Source organism: Leptotrichia sp. (genome assembly GCF_057270615.1).
This window is the reverse complement of sequence record NZ_DBHIXN010000013.1, coordinates 27333-43107: the sequence shown is the minus strand read 5'-3', so window position 1 is coordinate 43107 and position 15775 is coordinate 27333. Positions and strand designations below refer to the sequence as shown.

Below are 15775 nucleotides of genomic sequence, written 5' to 3'. Positions count from 1 at the left end.
TATTTTTTAGATTCCAATAAATGATTTTGCTTTTGTATCATTCTGTCAAAAAATTTTTTCTCCTTATATAAAAATACTAGAAGTATTAGGAAAAACAAAAAATCTGTAAATGGCTGTGCAAGCCATACTCCATCTAGCTTCCATACATTTGAAAAAACTATGACAACTACTAAAAATATAACAACTTGCCGCATTAAGTTCATTATAACTGAATATTTTGAACGTCCAGTTGCCTGAAAATAATTTGGCACAGTTATTCCAAAAGATGAAATTACCACAAGTGAAAAATAAATTCTAATAGCTTTTATTCCCTCTTTTAGAGCAACAGGTGTACTTTTTTCATTAAAAAATAGAATTAACTGTCTTGGTAAAAGCATTACAATTACCCAAAATGCAAAAGATATCACAACTCCTGCTCCTATAGCCGTCATTAAAGATTTTTTTACTCTTGTAAAATTTTTTGCACCATAATTAAAACCAATTATTGGCTGAACAGCTTGTGAAACTGCATAAACACTCATCGTCATAATTGGTAAATAGGAATTTATGATTGTCATAACTGCCACACCATAAGTTCCTCCATATATATCTACAATTTTATTTGTTACAAGTCCCACAACTGAACTTGCAGCTTGTAATAAAAATGGCGACATTCCAATTGAAAAAATAGATTTTACTATTTTAGAATCTAATTTTAATTTTGAAAATCTTATTGTGATAATACTTTCCTCTTCCAGCTTAAATCCAAACATATCAACTTTAAAAGGTAATTTTCCAACAATCAAAAACCACAATACAAATACTGCAGATAGCACATTTCCAATTAAAGTTGCATAAGCAGTCCCTTCAATTCCCGTATGCATAATCATTACAGCTACATAATCCAAAATAATATTTACAACTGCTCCAATTAGCATAGAGAACATTGCAACCCGCGGTGTTCCAGCCGCATTTAATACATTTGTTAAACCAAATGAATAAAATAACGGTAAAATTGCTAGTAATATTATCTCCAGATAAGCTCTTGCATACGGCAACGTTTCATTATTAGCACCTGAATATCGCAAAACTGTATTAATATTCAATATTAAAAACACATATAATAAAAGTCCTAAAATTGTAAATAATGTCAAAGCATTTCCCAATATTTTTTTTGCTTCCCCTTTTTTACCTTGTCCAAGTCTAATTGAAATGATAGTTCCAGCTCCAACTCCAATAAACATTGAAAAAGCAATAATCAACATAACTATATAAAAAGCAATTCCTGCACCCGCAAGTGCCTTTTCACTAATTTTTCCAACAAAAAACCTGTCAACAATGTTATAAAGAACAACTGCTGCAGATCCAATAAGTGTCGGTATGAAATACTTTATAAATAATTTTAAAATAGAACCTTTTAACAGTTCTTCACGTTTTTTTTCCATACTTTTTCCTTTTTATAAAATTTGTAAAGTCAATCTTTATTTTTCTAGCAAGTAATTAGAAATTTTTTTTAAAACTCCAAAATTACCCAATTTTTTTCTTTCTTTTTTCAACTCTAAAACAATATTTTCTTTATTTTTTTCCATTGCTTCCATCTCTTCAAGCAATTTTTCTACAGAAAAATCCTCCTGAAGCAATTCTTTAAAAATTTCCTTATTAGCATTTAAATTAGTAAGAGTTATATATTTTATTTTTACTATATGTCGTGCAATGAAAGCATTAATTGCAGATGTTTTATAAACTACTATTACAGGCAAACCCATAAGTGAAATTTCAAATGTTACTGTCCCTGAAGTAGCTATTGCATATTTACAGTCTTTTCTTATATTTTTTATTTCATCAAAAGTTATTTCTAAATTTGGAATTTTCAAAATATCAATTTTATATTTTCTTTCAAAATCATAAAGATATTTCTTATGCTCTTCACTTGCTAATTTCATTAAAAATTTTTCATTTTTAACTTTTTTATTTCTAATTAATTCAATGATTACTGGTAAAAACTTTTCAATTTCCTGCCGTCTGCTTCCCGGAAGCAGTAATACTTTTTCTCCCAATTTATCTGAAAAATCATATTTATCAACAAATGGATTACCAAAATATTCCACTTTCAGCCCTTTTGATTCATTTTTTTTCAAACTCTCATCATAATACTTTTTTTCAAATGGAAAAATTACAATAACATCGTCAAATTTTTGTAATTTTTTTATTCTTTTTTTACCCCAAGCCCAAACTTTAGGCGGAATATAATAAATCATTCTCAAATTTTGCAGTTCTTTTTCTGAAATTTTGTTTTTTAGTAATTCAAAAAATTTCAAGTTAAATCCACCAAAATCAACAAAAATAACGGTTTCTATATTATTTTCTTTAATAAACTTCAAATATTCATAAGCCTTTTTCGTAAAATAGCTATATTTTTTTAAAGCCTCTACAAATCCCATAACATCATTATTTTTTATATGATTTATAGCCTTAACCCCTGCTTCTATCGACTTATCCCCAACTACTCCAAAAAATTCAACATTCTTATTTTTTTTTCTCATTTCCTGAACAATATATGAAGCATGTAAATCTCCAGACATTTCACCACAAGAAATAAAAATTCTTTTCTTTTTTTGGAATTTTTCCATATCACAATTATTTTCCATTTTTTTAGCCTTTTTACATTCTTTTTATTTTGACAGCGAAGTGAAAATCTTTTTTAATAGTAAAACTGATTTAAAACTGAACTCAAAATTATGACTATTTACTCAAACTTTAAGTTTATATAATTTTTAATAGCTTGATTTTAAATAAATTTGAGTATACTTTAAATTTTAATTCCCTTTATAAAAATCTTATTTTTATTTGCAAATTTTATAACTTCTTCTTTATCAATAAAAAGCATTTTATCAGCTTCTATTACAATTCCACGTCCGTTTATTTCTGCTACTTTTTTTATTGTTTCCATACCAATCGTCGGAACATCTATCCGATAATCTTGATTTTGTCTTGCCATTTTTACAACAATACAATTTTTTCCAGCTAATTCCCCACCACGTAAAATTGCTTTATCAGTACCTTCCACTCCTTCCAATGCAATAACCGACTCATCTTTTACAACAACTGTCTGACCTGCATCAATATCTGTAAGCATTCGTGCAGCTTCTATTCCAATTTCTATTGTCTTTTCTTCTTTTTTATTTGGAAAAATTTTTGTATAAATTTCATTTCTGGCAATATAATCATCTAACAAGTAATTTTGTGGTAACACTTTGATATTTTCTGATTCAATATAATTAATTATTGCTTTCAGAATATTTTTATCCTTTTTATTTTTTGTAGACAATAATATCTTTGTTGCTGTCAAATCAAATTTTAAATTAGAAAAAATTAGATTTTTTTCAACTTTTCCTAGCATTATTAACTGGGTTATCCCATTTTTTTTAAAATATGAAATTATTTTCCCAACTTGAGCTACACTATATTTTACGGAGTTTTTATGATTTTTTACACTATCTTCCACACTTTCAAATAGATAAACTGAAAATGGCTCAATTTCTTTTGAAATACATTGTTTCAAGAATAATTCAGGTAATTTCCCATTTCCAGCGATTAAACCTACTTTTTCTATTGTCATTTTTTATTTTTCCCTTTTTTATTTTTTCTTAAAAAATATTTATATTAAAAAATTAACTCAAAATAAAATATAGATTATTTTGAGAAATTTTACATTTTAATTTCTTAATATGATTTTTAATTCAATTTTATAGTTTTAATAAAACTATTTTCAAACTAAATTTAAAATTTATAGTTATTTTTCCCAAATCCTAATTTTATTTTACTTAATCACATTAATTTAAAAGGATTTAAGTGTATATCTCAAAATTCTATATTTTATCTTGTAATACCTCTTTTACTTTTTTGTATAAAATTAATAAGATTTTGAGCTTCTTCATACTGTCCATATTCACGTTCAACAGTCTCAAGAGCTTCTTTTAATTTTAATTTTTTCTTAAATATGATTTTGTACAGCTCTCTCAGTCTTTTTATTTGCTCATCTGAAAATCCTCTACGTTGAAGTCCTACAATATTTATATAAACAGCTCTTGCCTTATTTCCTTCAGATAGCATATAAGGAACAACATCCTGATTTACAGCCGAACATCCACCTATCATTGCATGCCGTCCAACTCTTGTAAATTGATGCACAGCAGTAAGTCCGCCTACCACTGCATAATCTTCCACTTCTACATGTCCTGCAAAAGTCGCAGCATTGGCAAGTACACAGTTATCTCCAATTATACAATCGTGAGCAATATGAACATAAGCCATAACAAGTGTATTATTTCCAACTCTTGTTTCATATTTATCAGTAGTTCCACGATGAATTGTAACAAACTCACGAATTTTATTATTATTTCCAATAACAACCCTAGTTTTTTCTCCTGCAAATTTTAAATCTTGCGGATCTTTCCCAATTGATGCAAAAGAAAAAATATAATTATTTTCACCAATGATTGTTTCACCCTCAATTACAACATGCGATTCTACAACAGTTCCATTACCAATCGTAACTTCTGGACCTATAATCGAGTAAGCCCCTATTTTTACATTTTCTCCAAGTTTAGCATTTGGATCAACAATTGCTGTTGGATGTATATTATTTAAACTCATAAATTAATACCTCTCGTCTTTTATTTGTCTTTACATGTCTGTTACAGCGAACTTTAATTCACCTTCACTTACTACAGCTCCATCAACTAAACATTTACCTTTAGCTACGATAATATTTCTTCTCACGCTCAATTTTTCCACTTCAAGTCTTAATTGATCTCCAGGTACAACAGGTTTTCTGAATTTACATTTATCAATTGACATAAATAAAGGTATTTTACCAGGTTCTAGCATAAGTAATCCAACTGCTTGTGCAAGTGCTTCCATTTGTAATACTCCTGGCATAACTGGTTTCCCAGGAAAATGTCCTTGAAAAAACTCTTCATTCATTGTCAAATTTTTTATTGCAACCAAACTATCCGTCCCATTTTTTTCTATCACTCTATCTACCAACAAAAATGGATATCTATGTGGCAATACTTTCATAATATCTTCTATATTCATAATTACTTCATTTGTTGCCATATTCTTTATTCCTCCTGAATTTATATTTTTATTTATTTTCAAATTTTTACTAAAAATTTTATATCTACATTATATTTGATTTTCTTATAAATTACAAGTGCTTTTTATATTTTTTATAAATATTTTTTTGCAATCATTCCTGTTAATTGAGAATTTACAAAATGTCCAGCTTTTATTGCAATAATATGAGCTTTTATCGGAGTATTCAAAACATATAAATCTCCAATTATATCAAGTATCTTATGTCTAACAAATTCATCTGGATATCTTAACCCTTCTGGATTTAATGGTCCATCTGCTCCCACTACTACAGCATTTTCCAAACTTCCCCCCAATGCCAAATTATTTTTTTTAAGAAAATCTATTTCGTAGTCAAAGGCAAAAGTTCTACACTTTGCAATATTTTCAACATAATTTTCCAGATTTACTTCTAATTCATAATATTGCGATTTTAAAAAGCTGTGGTTAAAATCAATTGTATAAGATATTTTAAACCCATCATAAGGTAATGCCATTACATATTTCCCAGCTTTCTCATCTGAAAAAATAACAGGTTCTTTAATCACAACAGGCTCTATTTCCTCATCTAATTCTAAAGACCCCGCACTTTTAATTTTTTTTACAAACTCAATTGAACTCCCATCCAAAATTGGCATCTCATTTCCTTCGATCTCCACAAAAATATCAGTAATTCCACAAACTGAAAGTGCCGACATAAAATGCTCGATTGTATGAAGTTTTACTCCATCTTTATTTTGAATATTAGTTCCTCTTTCCAAATCAAATAAATTTTTATGAGCAACTTTTATAATATTGTTTTTATTATTAACATCTACTCTTTTAAAAGCAATTCCAGTTTTTTGACTCACAGGTTTTAATGTCATTTTTATTTCTTCACCTTTATGAAGTCCAATTCCCGAAATTTCAACTATATTTTTAATAGTTTTTCTTTTCACTTTTTGCTCCCTCCATTTCCTAAAATTTTAGTTCCTTTTTTATTTATAAAATCTTTTTTTATTGTTCATAATCATTATATCATAAAACTAAATATTTTTCCTTTTATTATTTTTTGATTTTCAATATTTTTAAAATTGAAGAATTTATACTAATTCTATTTTTTAGCAAATAATATAAAATATACGAAAAATAAAAAAAGATAACCATTTCCTTTTACAGAAACAATTATCTTAAAATTTTATAATTCAAGTATTTACTTTTTTATTTCTAATTCTTCATAACTTATAGTAAAACTGATTTAAAATTAAACTCAAAAGCCATGATTATTTTACTCAAACCCTAAATTTATATAATTTTTAATAACTTAATTTTAAATGGATTCGAGTATACTATCATAAAAAAATTTAACTGTTATTTTACCAAATTTTTATTCTATCTTCAGGAGATTTATACATTTTGTCACCTGGTTTTGTTTCAAATACTTTATGGAATGCATCTATATTTTCTAGTGTTCCATTTACACGGAATATATTTGGTGAATGTGAATCTGTTTTTGCCAAGTTCTTTAAATATTCTGGTGTTGATTTTTGTCGCCACATTCTTGCAAAACTTAAAAAGAATAATTTATTTATTGTATCTGGGTAGGCTTTTGAAGAATTTGGATGATCTTTCAAATACAATTGTAATGCATCATAAGCGACATTTAATCCTCCAAGGTCTGCAATATTTTCTGTTAATGTATATTTTCCATTAACATGGATTCCATCTCCAACTGTATATTTTGAAAATTGATTTTCCAGTTTTTTTGTAGCCATATCAAATTTAGCCTTATCTTCAGCAGTCCACCAATTTTTAACATTTCCATCACCATCATATTCAGCACCAGATACATCAAATGCATGAGTAAGCTCATGTCCAATAACTGTTCCTATTGCCCCAAAATTACTTGCTACTTCTAGCTTATTATAATCATAAAATGGATATTGTAAAATTCCTGCCGGGAATACAATTTCATTGCTTGTTGGAGAATAATAGGCATTTATTGTATGAGGTGACATATACCATTCTGTCTTATCTACTGGTTTTCCTACTTTTTTAAGTTCTTCATTATAAGCCCATTCACTGATTCCTTTTAACTGATCATACAATGAATCATTACTTGATATTGTCATTTTGCTATAGTCTTTCCATTTATCAGGGTATCCTATTTTAACATTTATTTTTGCTAACTTTTCAAGTGCCTTTTTCTTAGTTGCAGCACTCATCCAATCTAATTTTTCAATTCTGTTCTTCATCGCTTTCTTGATGTAATCAACCATTTCTTTTGCATTTTTTTTAGCTTCTGGTGAGAAATTTCTCTGAATATAAATCTTTCCAATTATTTCTCCAAGACTGTCATCTGTAAAATTTAATGCTCTTTTTTCAAGAGTTTCTCTTTCCTTTTGTCCATTCAAATATTTTCCAAAAAACTCAAAACTTCTTGCACCAAGCTCATCATTCAAGACTCCTGCTGCAGAACTAATTAAATTATATCTCATGTAATCTTTAATTATGTCGATATTCTCATCATTTACAAAATTATCCAAATTTTTATAATAGTTCAACTCTGTTATTATTACTTTATCTGTTTTTACATTCAGCTGTTTTAAATATTGAGCCAAGTCTACATTTTTAGATAATGTACCTAAATCACTTACTTTTACTGGATTATTGTATTTTTTTACATCGTGAAGTTCTTCATTTGTCATTAATGTATTTGCAATCTCTTTTTCAAAAGCAACTATTTTTTTAGCTCTTTCAAGTGTATTGTCTTCTCCCAAATATTTTAACATATCACTGACATATTTTGTATATTCTTCCAATATTGCTCTATTTTCTTTAGTATCTTTTTGATAATAATCTCTTGACAGACCAATCCCGGCACTTCCTAAATATACTGCATTATTTTTGGAATTATTAAGATCTGTTCCTACTCCCCATCCATAAAATTCAGATCCTCCAGTTTTTGTAAGTTCCACATTATATTTTTTTAGATCTTCAATATTTTGAATACCATTTATTTTTTCTAAATCTTTTTTGATAGGCGATAGTCCTTCTTCATTTCTTTTTTTCATGTCAGAATAACTATCATAAAGTGTTATTACCTTTTTTTCATCTGCAGTCAATGAAGTTTTTTTATTCTTTAATTCTTTTATCAAATTTCGTAAAAAATCCTGATTTTTTTCATTAAGTTCATAAAACGAACCCCAAGCTGGCTTCGTACTTGGAATTTTTGTTTTTTTATCCCAATTTTCATTTACATATTCGTAAAAGTCATCCTGAGATCTAGTTTTTGTACTAAGGTCATCAAAAAGCTCTTTATCTTTTTCTTTCAAAAGTTTTGCTTGCTGCTTTTCATAAAAATCCCAAAATCCTGATCTTTTTTGAGTAGTCTGTACTGCTGCATTTCCATTATTTTGATTTTCTTTTCCTGACAAAAGTTTATTACTATCAGAGTTATCAAGACTTTCTGCACAAATTAAACTAACACTAGCTAAAAATAGTGAAACTATAAGTAATTTTTTCATTCTTAAATCCATTTCTTTATTTAAAAAGAAACTTATCCTTTCCTTTTTTATTATAATAATATCATTTTATACTAACTTTCTTAAAAAAATAGAAATTATATTTTAAATAAGTTTGGGTATATTATACATTTTTCTTAAATTTATTTCAACAAATTTATACAAAAAAATAAATATTTTTTATTTTATCTTAAATTTATTTTTTTAATGATAAATATAAAAAAATGGGGCTGTCTCACAAAATCAATAAAATTCCTAAATCATAAATATATTTTACTATATTTAATAAAATCAATAAAAATAATATCTGCTGATTTTTAAAATATATAATATTTATATTAGTAAAAATTATTTTTGAATTATGAGACATCCTCATTTTTGTTTTGATCATCTTAAAATTAAAATGCTGGAATTACTCTACCATCATATTTTTTTTCAATATATTTTTTAACTTTTTCACTTTGTAATGCTTTTACAAGTTTTTTTACTCTTTCATCATTTTGATTTTCTTTTAAAACAGTAACAACATTTACATAAGGTGAATCTTTACCTTCTATTAAGATAATTTCATTTTTTGTAACTTTTGCATCAATTGCAAAGTTTGAATTTATAATTGCTCCTGCAACTTCACTTAATCTAGGTGCTATTTGTTCATTTGACATTGTTACAATCTTTAAATTTTTAGGATTTTGAGCAATATCAGCAGGTGTTGCTGATAAATTTTTATTATCTTTTAATTTTATGATTCCAGCTTTATCAAGTAAAATTAATGCACGTCCTCCATTTGTCGGATCATTAGGTATTATTAAAGTATCCCCTTTTTTCAAGTCTTTAATATTTTTTATCTTTTTAGAATACAATGCCATTGGTTCCAAATGAATATTTCCAACTGCTACCATGTCAATGTGATTTTTCTTTCCAAAATCTTCCATATACGGAACATGTTGGAAGAAGTTAGCATCTATACTTTTATCTGCAAGTGCTTTATTTGGTAAAATATAATCATTATACTGAACTACTTTTAGATCAATTCCTTCCTTTTTCAAGTCATCTTTTACTAAATTTAATAAATCTGCATGTGGTATTGGTGACGCTCCTACTACCAATTGTTTATTTTTTCCACTACAAGATAGAATAAATAATGCTGTCATTAGCACTAATGTTAATAGTTTTTTCATTTTTTTGCCTCCTAATTTTTTTATTTATTTTTTAATTAATTTATTAATTTATTAATTTAAGAAATTTTATGTTCTATTTCGTTTTGCAAGTAACGATTTTACAATTTTATCTCCAATAAATTGAATAACTTGAACCAAGATAATTGTAACAACTGTTGCCTGCCACATTAATTCAAGGTTGTTTCGTTGAAATCCATCTATTACAGCGGCATTTCCAAGTCCACCACCACCAATTGTACCAGCCATTGCAGAATATCCAATTAAGCTAATTATTGTCAATGTAATTCCGTGAACAAGTGAAGGTAATGCTTCTGGTATCATTACTTTAAAAATTATTTCTGATGTTTTTGCTCCCATTGACTTTGAAGCCTCGATAAGCCCTTCATTAACTTCTTTTAGAGAACCTTCGATTATTCTTGCTACAAATGGTGCTGATCCTAATGATAATGGTACAATAAAGGAAGTACTCCCAAATGAATATTTGAATATCAATTTTGAAAGTGGAATTAACAAAACTATTAAAATTATAAATGGTATAGATCTTGTTATATTTACAATAACTATATCCAGTATTTCATGTAAAGTTTTATTAGGTTTTATGCCTTTCTCATCAGAAGTAACAAGTAGAATTCCAATTGGAAATCCAATAATTAATGCTACAACTGTTGAAAAAAATACCATATAGATAGTTTCATTCAATGGATTAACCATATTCTGAAATTGAAAAAACTTAACCCAGTCAAATCCCATTATAACACCTCCGAATCTATTTTATTTTCTTTTAGCCATTCAATAATATCCTTTGCCTTTTCTTCATTTGCCGAAACTTCTATTAATAAATTTCCTACAATAATATCCCCCACTTTATCAATAAATCCGCTTAAAATATTTACTTCAACATCATACTTACGAATAATTTTTGTAATATACGATTCATTAACTTGATCTTCATTATATTTTAGTCTTAAACGTAATTTTCCGCTATTTTCCTCACGATGTTTTTTTTCTTCATCTGTTCTAAATTCTTCGTGAGAAATATTTTCCACAAATTCTTTTGCTAAATCTGTTTTAGGATTTAAGAAAATTTCTCTTGTTTCCCCATTTTCAATAATTTTACCATCAGACATAATTGCTGCTTTATTACATATCTTTTTTATAACTTCCATCTGATGAGTAATAAGAATTATTGTTATTCCAAACTTTTTATTTATGTCCTTTAATAATTCTAAAATAGAATTAGTAGTCCTTGGATCAAGTGCTGACGTTGCCTCATCCGAGAGCAATATTTTGGGATTATTTGCTAATGCTCTTGCAATAGCAACTCTTTGTTTTTGACCTCCAGATAGTTGTTCAGGATAATTTAGCTTTTTATCTGAAAGTCCTACAATCTCTAGCAGCTCATCCACTCTTTTTTCTATATCCTTCTTTTTCCATTTTGAAATCTCCAATGGAAAAGCCACATTGTCAGCTACATTTCTTGAATTTAATAAATTAAAATGCTGAAAAATCATTCCTGTTTTTTTTCGATATTCACGCAATATATTTATATTAAATTCCAAAATATTTTTATCTTCATATCCTACAATCTTTTTATCTTCCCCTTTTCCATCAAAAATTTCCTGTTTTACCAAAATTTCTCCAGAAGTAGGTTCTTCCAATCTATTAAGAAGTCTAATAAGTGTTGACTTTCCAGCTCCACTAAGCCCCATAATTCCATAAATGTCACCTTGTTCAATATCAAGGTTTACGTTATTTACAGCTAGTAATTCTTTGCCATTAGCTAGCTGATATTTCTTAACTAAATTTTTTATCTTAATAAAACCCTCCATATTTCACCTCTTTTTATTTTTTGTCTTTATTTCTCCAGTCAAAAAGATTATATTATTTATTACTTTAAAAGTCAACTTCTTTTTAATTAATTTTCGATTTACTCATTATAATTTCATAATTTATATTTTAAGAAATAATTCAAAATATAAATTTGACATTTTAATTTTTATTTTGAACTTTTATCTAATAATTTAGTTATTCAAACTTTTTTATATTATAACATTATTTTATTGTATATACAAGCCATATTTAAAATTTTTTTATACTAATTACATATTTACATTAAATTCTATTTTAAAAAACAAAAATTATATAAACTTAAAGAGCTAAAATTATCATAGCCTTTAAGTTCAATTTTAAGTTAGTTTTATTATATAACTCAAATTACAACCTTTTGTCAAAAATATATTATTTATACTATTCCCCATTTAAAAAGCAAATATTTATTCTAACTATTTAGAAAGTAAATATTAGATTTAATCTACTAAAAAGATTTATAATGTATTCGTTATTCAAATAGGATTTAGTATAAATAATAGTTCCCTACTCTTTTAATAAAAAACATCTAAAAAAATTTATATAATAAAAGAGTATTACAATTTAATTTTATAATACTCTAAAAATTAATATTATGAAATAATATTTTATTTATTTGCATTCAAAAATTCTTTCACTCTTTGAGAAGATGGACTTTCAAATATTTGCTTTGAAGTTCCTGTTTCCAGTATTTCACCTTTTTCCATAACAATCACTCTATCTGAAATTTCACGTACAAAATTCATTTCATGACTTACAATTAGCATTGTTATCTTTTGACTTTTCAATTTTCTTATTATGTCCAGCACTTCCTTTACAAGCTCTGGATCAAGTGCAGATGTAGGTTCATCAAAAAGCATAATATCTGGCTGTAATGCCAATGCTCTTGCTATTGCAACTCTTTGTTTTTGACCTCCTGAAAGCTCATTTGGATAATTATTAATTTTATCAGAAAGCCCTACCAATCTCAACATTTCCTTTGCAATATTTTCAGCTTTTGCTGCATCTATATTTTTTACTAATTTTAAAGTTCTAACAATGTTATTTCTAACTGACATATGTGGAAATAAATTAAATGTCTGAAAAACCATTCCTGTCTTTAATAACATTTCTTTTTTTATTTTTTTATTCACATTTTTATCCGCTAGATTATTACCTTCAATCAATACTTTTCCAGAGGTTATTGATTCAAGATCAACTATACATCGTAAAATTGTTGACTTTCCACTTCCTGAAGGCCCTATCAATGAAACAACTTCTCCTTTATCAATGTACAAATTTATATTTTTCAAAATTACATTATCACCATATTGTTTTTTTAGATTTTTTACTTCCACTATTTTTTTATCTTTTAAGATTTTTTCATTTTTCACGATCTTTCTCCCAGTTTATTTTATTTAAATTTAATATCTTTTAAATTTTTAAATTCTAACTTTATTTCTTTTTTCAATATCTTTAAACAATCTGTCAATCGCAAAACTTAATACAAGATAAATAATAATTGCACAGATATATGGTGTAATATTATAATAAATATTAGCTAATTCCTTCGTACGTTTCATAACTTCAGTTACAGCTAAAACATATATAAGCGAAGTATCTTTTATAAGTGTAATCGCTTCATTTCCCAATGTTGGCAACACTCTTCTTATAGCTTGTGGTAAAATAACGTATATTATTTTCTGCCAATAGCTATAACCAAGTACTTTTGCAGCTTCGTGCTGTCCCTTATCAATGCTTTCTATTCCACTTCTTATAATCTCTACAAGATATGCCGCATAATTTATAATAAATGTAATCGTTGCGGCAGTATATGGCTCCAATACTATTTTATATCCACCAATCTTCATAAGCGGTATTCCATAGTAAACTACCATTAACTGTAACATTAAAGGTGTTCCACGAAAAATCCAAGTATAAACTGAAATAAAGAATTTAATTATTTTATTTTTCCCTGTATATGCTAATGCTCCCAAGATTCCTAACGGGACGGAAAATAGGATTGTAAGTATATACAGAATTATAATATTGGGTAATGTTTTTACCAGTTCTATAAATATAGGTAATGCCTGACTCATTATTAATCTTTAAACCACTTAGAATAAATTTTTTGGTAAGTCCCGTCTGCTTTTAGTTCTTCTATAGCCTTGTTTATTGCTTCTACTAATTTAGTATTACCTTTTTTAGCAGCAACTCCATATTCTTCTTGTCCATAGTTATCACTTAAAATTTTGTAAAGCTCTTTTTTGGCTTGAGTTTCTTTGGTCTTTTTAGTATATTTTGCTAATACTTCGTCAGCTATAATTGCATCAATTCTTCCTGCATCAAGATCCATAAATGCCTGATCATATTGTGCATAAGTTTTAAATTCTTTAAATGCCTTATCTTCACCTGATTTTTTAACTGCTTCTTCTCCGCTGCTTTCAGTCTGGCTTCCAACAATTTTACCTTTTAAATCAGCTTTTGTCTTTATACTTGATCCTGCTCTTGTTATTATTAGCTGATGACTTGCCAAATATGGCTTTGTCATTTCAGTTTCTTTTTTTCTTTCATCTGTTATAGTAAGTCCATTCCAAATTAAATCAATATTTCCACCATTTAAATCAAGTATTTTAGAATCCCAGTTTATTGGCTTAAATTCAATTTTACTTCCTATTTTTTGTCCCACTGCTTTAGCCAAATCAATATCAAATCCTTCTAATTCTCCTTTTGCATTTCTAAATCCCATCGGAACAAACGAATCATCCAATCCAGCTATAATTTTTTTAGGAATTCCATTAGCATTGTTATCTTCTTTTTTTTCTTCTTTTTGAACACTACACATAAAAACAGACAATGCCAAAACCATCATTAACAATATTTTTCTCATTTTCATTTCCTCCTCTACTTTTATTTATAAATATGATTTATTACTTTTTAATATGGTAAATTAATAATTTATTCTGATTTATTTAATTTTCATTTATAATATACCATTTTTTTTTACATTTTGTCAATAATTATAATATATAACTTTTATATAATTTAATATATTTTATTAATGTTTTAATGTTAATAAAACATAATATCAATTTTCCAATTTATAATTTATTTAGCTTTTAATTAATTACAAAAACAATTTGTTATTTTTGTATCAACAATACATTAAAAACATTTTCTAAATCAGTTTTAGCACTTAAAACGTTACTTGCACTTATTACTACATCTTGAATATTTTGATTTTTTACACCAGAGAGCATTTTTTGAGTATTTTCAGATAATATTTTTGAACTTTCTTTTATTTTTTTAAAATCTGATTCGCTAATATTCTCTTTTTTTGCATTTTCAAATGTCATTCCAGAAATATCTTTATATGCTTTTTGTAATTTATTATTAGCCTCTTCCAATGTTTTTGTTTCATTTTCATCAAAATTTAAATTATTTTTTCCAAAAGCAACTTCTTCAAATCCATTTACTGAATACACAAATTTTAAAATATTTAATTTTGTTATTTTTCCATCTTTTTGAAACTGTACTTCCATTTTTTTATTTATTGCTCCGGCAAGTTCTTGCAATGAATTGTAAAGAATTTTACTGTTTTCCAGCCTATTCTGTAAAACAACTTTATATTTTTCATTTAACTCATCAACTTTTGCCAGCTTATCAGTTTTATAATTTCCTTTTTCAAAATAATCATTAATCTCTGTCAGCACTTTTTGCTCTTGAATTAGAGAATTAATTAAATTTTCAGCATTTTTGTCAATAGCTTCCATTTTAGGACTTTTTTGCGTTACATCCATTATTTCTTTTATATATTGACCTATCAAGTTAATTGAACTATCAAGGTTTACAATAGATATAATTTGATTTGAAATATCTTTTATATTTCCATTTGAATCAGAAAATTCATCTTTTTTTATTTCTGTAAAAAAATCATTCCATTCTTCTGAATTTGGCTCTTCACTTATTTTCAAGTATTCACTATATTTTTTTATTTCATCATTAGAAATATCTTTTTGGACATTGGCTATTTTCATTTTTTCTTTATTTTTATTATTTTTGGGATTATTACAGGCTGAAATAGCTATCAAAGCTATTATCCCAATTATAATATATTTTTTTAATTTCATT

General features: G+C 26.6%; 14 protein-coding genes. All 14 read right to left on the bottom strand.

The genetic code is table 11. The annotated features are described in order from the left end of the window. Positions 1 to 1424: MATE family efflux transporter (locus ACO409_RS04125; RefSeq protein ID WP_485555103.1), on the bottom strand; the 1424-nt coding region annotated here is incomplete at its 3' end. 36 nt (positions 1425 to 1460) lie between these two features. Next, on the bottom strand, positions 1461 to 2627 hold the full coding sequence (gene lpxB / locus ACO409_RS04120; RefSeq protein WP_485555101.1) for a lipid-A-disaccharide synthase: 1167 nt from the start codon (positions 2625 to 2627) through the stop codon (positions 1461 to 1463). A 161-nt stretch (positions 2628 to 2788) separates the two neighbouring features. After that, entirely contained in the window at positions 2789 to 3598 is an 810-nt protein-coding gene (locus tag ACO409_RS04115) for an LpxI family protein (RefSeq protein WP_485555099.1), read from the bottom strand. A 257-nt stretch (positions 3599 to 3855) separates the two neighbouring features. Further along, a complete protein-coding gene (lpxA, locus tag ACO409_RS04110; protein ID WP_485555097.1) occupies positions 3856 to 4635 on the bottom strand; it encodes an acyl-ACP--UDP-N-acetylglucosamine O-acyltransferase in 780 nt (259 codons plus the stop codon). A 30-nt stretch (positions 4636 to 4665) separates the two neighbouring features. After that, entirely contained in the window at positions 4666 to 5100 is a 435-nt protein-coding gene (fabZ, locus tag ACO409_RS04105) for a 3-hydroxyacyl-ACP dehydratase FabZ (RefSeq protein ID WP_485555095.1), read from the bottom strand. A gap of 113 nt (positions 5101 to 5213) precedes the next feature. Next, entirely contained in the window at positions 5214 to 6056 is an 843-nt protein-coding gene (gene lpxC, locus ACO409_RS04100; RefSeq protein ID WP_485555093.1) for a UDP-3-O-acyl-N-acetylglucosamine deacetylase, read from the bottom strand. A gap of 417 nt (positions 6057 to 6473) precedes the next feature. After that, a complete protein-coding gene (locus ACO409_RS04095) occupies positions 6474 to 8624 on the bottom strand; it encodes a M13 family metallopeptidase (protein WP_485555091.1) in 2151 nt (716 codons plus the stop codon). 395 nt (positions 8625 to 9019) lie between these two features. Further along, positions 9020 to 9799 (bottom strand): MetQ/NlpA family ABC transporter substrate-binding protein, encoded by a 780-nt coding sequence (locus ACO409_RS04090; RefSeq protein WP_485555090.1) that lies wholly within the window; start codon positions 9797 to 9799, stop codon positions 9020 to 9022. A 66-nt stretch (positions 9800 to 9865) separates the two neighbouring features. Beyond that, on the bottom strand, positions 9866 to 10549 hold the full coding sequence (locus ACO409_RS04085) for a methionine ABC transporter permease (RefSeq protein ID WP_485555088.1): 684 nt from the start codon (positions 10547 to 10549) through the stop codon (positions 9866 to 9868). Further along, positions 10549 to 11628 carry a methionine ABC transporter ATP-binding protein gene (locus ACO409_RS04080; RefSeq protein WP_485555086.1) on the bottom strand — a complete coding sequence of 360 codons (1080 nt, stop codon included), beginning with the start codon at positions 11626 to 11628 and terminating at the stop codon, positions 10549 to 10551. Before ACO409_RS04080 ends, ACO409_RS04085 begins: the two co-directional genes overlap by 1 nt. Positions 11629 to 12273: 645 nt before the next feature. Continuing rightward, positions 12274 to 13005, bottom strand: coding sequence for an amino acid ABC transporter ATP-binding protein (locus tag ACO409_RS04075; protein ID WP_485555105.1), 732 nt, complete (start codon positions 13003 to 13005; stop codon positions 12274 to 12276). An 81-nt stretch (positions 13006 to 13086) separates the two neighbouring features. Further along, positions 13087 to 13743 carry an amino acid ABC transporter permease gene (locus tag ACO409_RS04070; protein ID WP_485555084.1) on the bottom strand — a complete coding sequence of 219 codons (657 nt, stop codon included), beginning with the start codon at positions 13741 to 13743 and terminating at the stop codon, positions 13087 to 13089. Between the two features lie 2 nt (positions 13744 to 13745). Continuing rightward, positions 13746 to 14534 (bottom strand): amino acid ABC transporter substrate-binding protein, encoded by a 789-nt coding sequence (locus tag ACO409_RS04065; protein WP_485555083.1) that lies wholly within the window; start codon positions 14532 to 14534, stop codon positions 13746 to 13748. Between the two features lie 253 nt (positions 14535 to 14787). Then, positions 14788 to 15774, bottom strand: a complete 987-nt coding sequence (locus ACO409_RS04060; RefSeq protein WP_485555081.1) for a YiiG family protein — start codon at positions 15772 to 15774, stop codon at positions 14788 to 14790. Position 15775: the final 1 nt, after the last annotated feature.

Excerpts from the sequence above, each read along its gene's own strand:
- lpxB (WP_485555101.1), bottom strand. The coding sequence starts at position 2,627 with ATGGAAAATAATTGTGATATGGAAAAATTCCAAAAAAAGAAAAGAATT.
- ACO409_RS04115 (WP_485555099.1), bottom strand. The coding sequence starts at position 3,598 with ATGACAATAGAAAAAGTAGGTTTAATCGCTGGAAATGGGAAATTACCT.
- lpxA (WP_485555097.1), bottom strand. The coding sequence starts at position 4,635 with ATGAGTTTAAATAATATACATCCAACAGCAATTGTTGATCCAAATGCT.
- fabZ (WP_485555095.1), bottom strand. The coding sequence starts at position 5,100 with ATGGCAACAAATGAAGTAATTATGAATATAGAAGATATTATGAAAGTA.
- ACO409_RS04095 (WP_485555091.1), bottom strand. The coding sequence starts at position 8,624 with ATGAAAAAATTACTTATAGTTTCACTATTTTTAGCTAGTGTTAGTTTA.
- ACO409_RS04090 (WP_485555090.1), bottom strand. The coding sequence starts at position 9,799 with ATGAAAAAACTATTAACATTAGTGCTAATGACAGCATTATTTATTCTA.
- ACO409_RS04085 (WP_485555088.1), bottom strand. The coding sequence starts at position 10,549 with ATGGGATTTGACTGGGTTAAGTTTTTTCAATTTCAGAATATGGTTAAT.
- ACO409_RS04080 (WP_485555086.1), bottom strand. The coding sequence starts at position 11,628 with ATGGAGGGTTTTATTAAGATAAAAAATTTAGTTAAGAAATATCAGCTA.
- ACO409_RS04070 (WP_485555084.1), bottom strand. The coding sequence starts at position 13,743 with ATGAGTCAGGCATTACCTATATTTATAGAACTGGTAAAAACATTACCC.
- ACO409_RS04065 (WP_485555083.1), bottom strand. The coding sequence starts at position 14,534 with ATGAGAAAAATATTGTTAATGATGGTTTTGGCATTGTCTGTTTTTATG.
- ACO409_RS04060 (WP_485555081.1), bottom strand. The coding sequence starts at position 15,774 with ATGAAATTAAAAAAATATATTATAATTGGGATAATAGCTTTGATAGCT.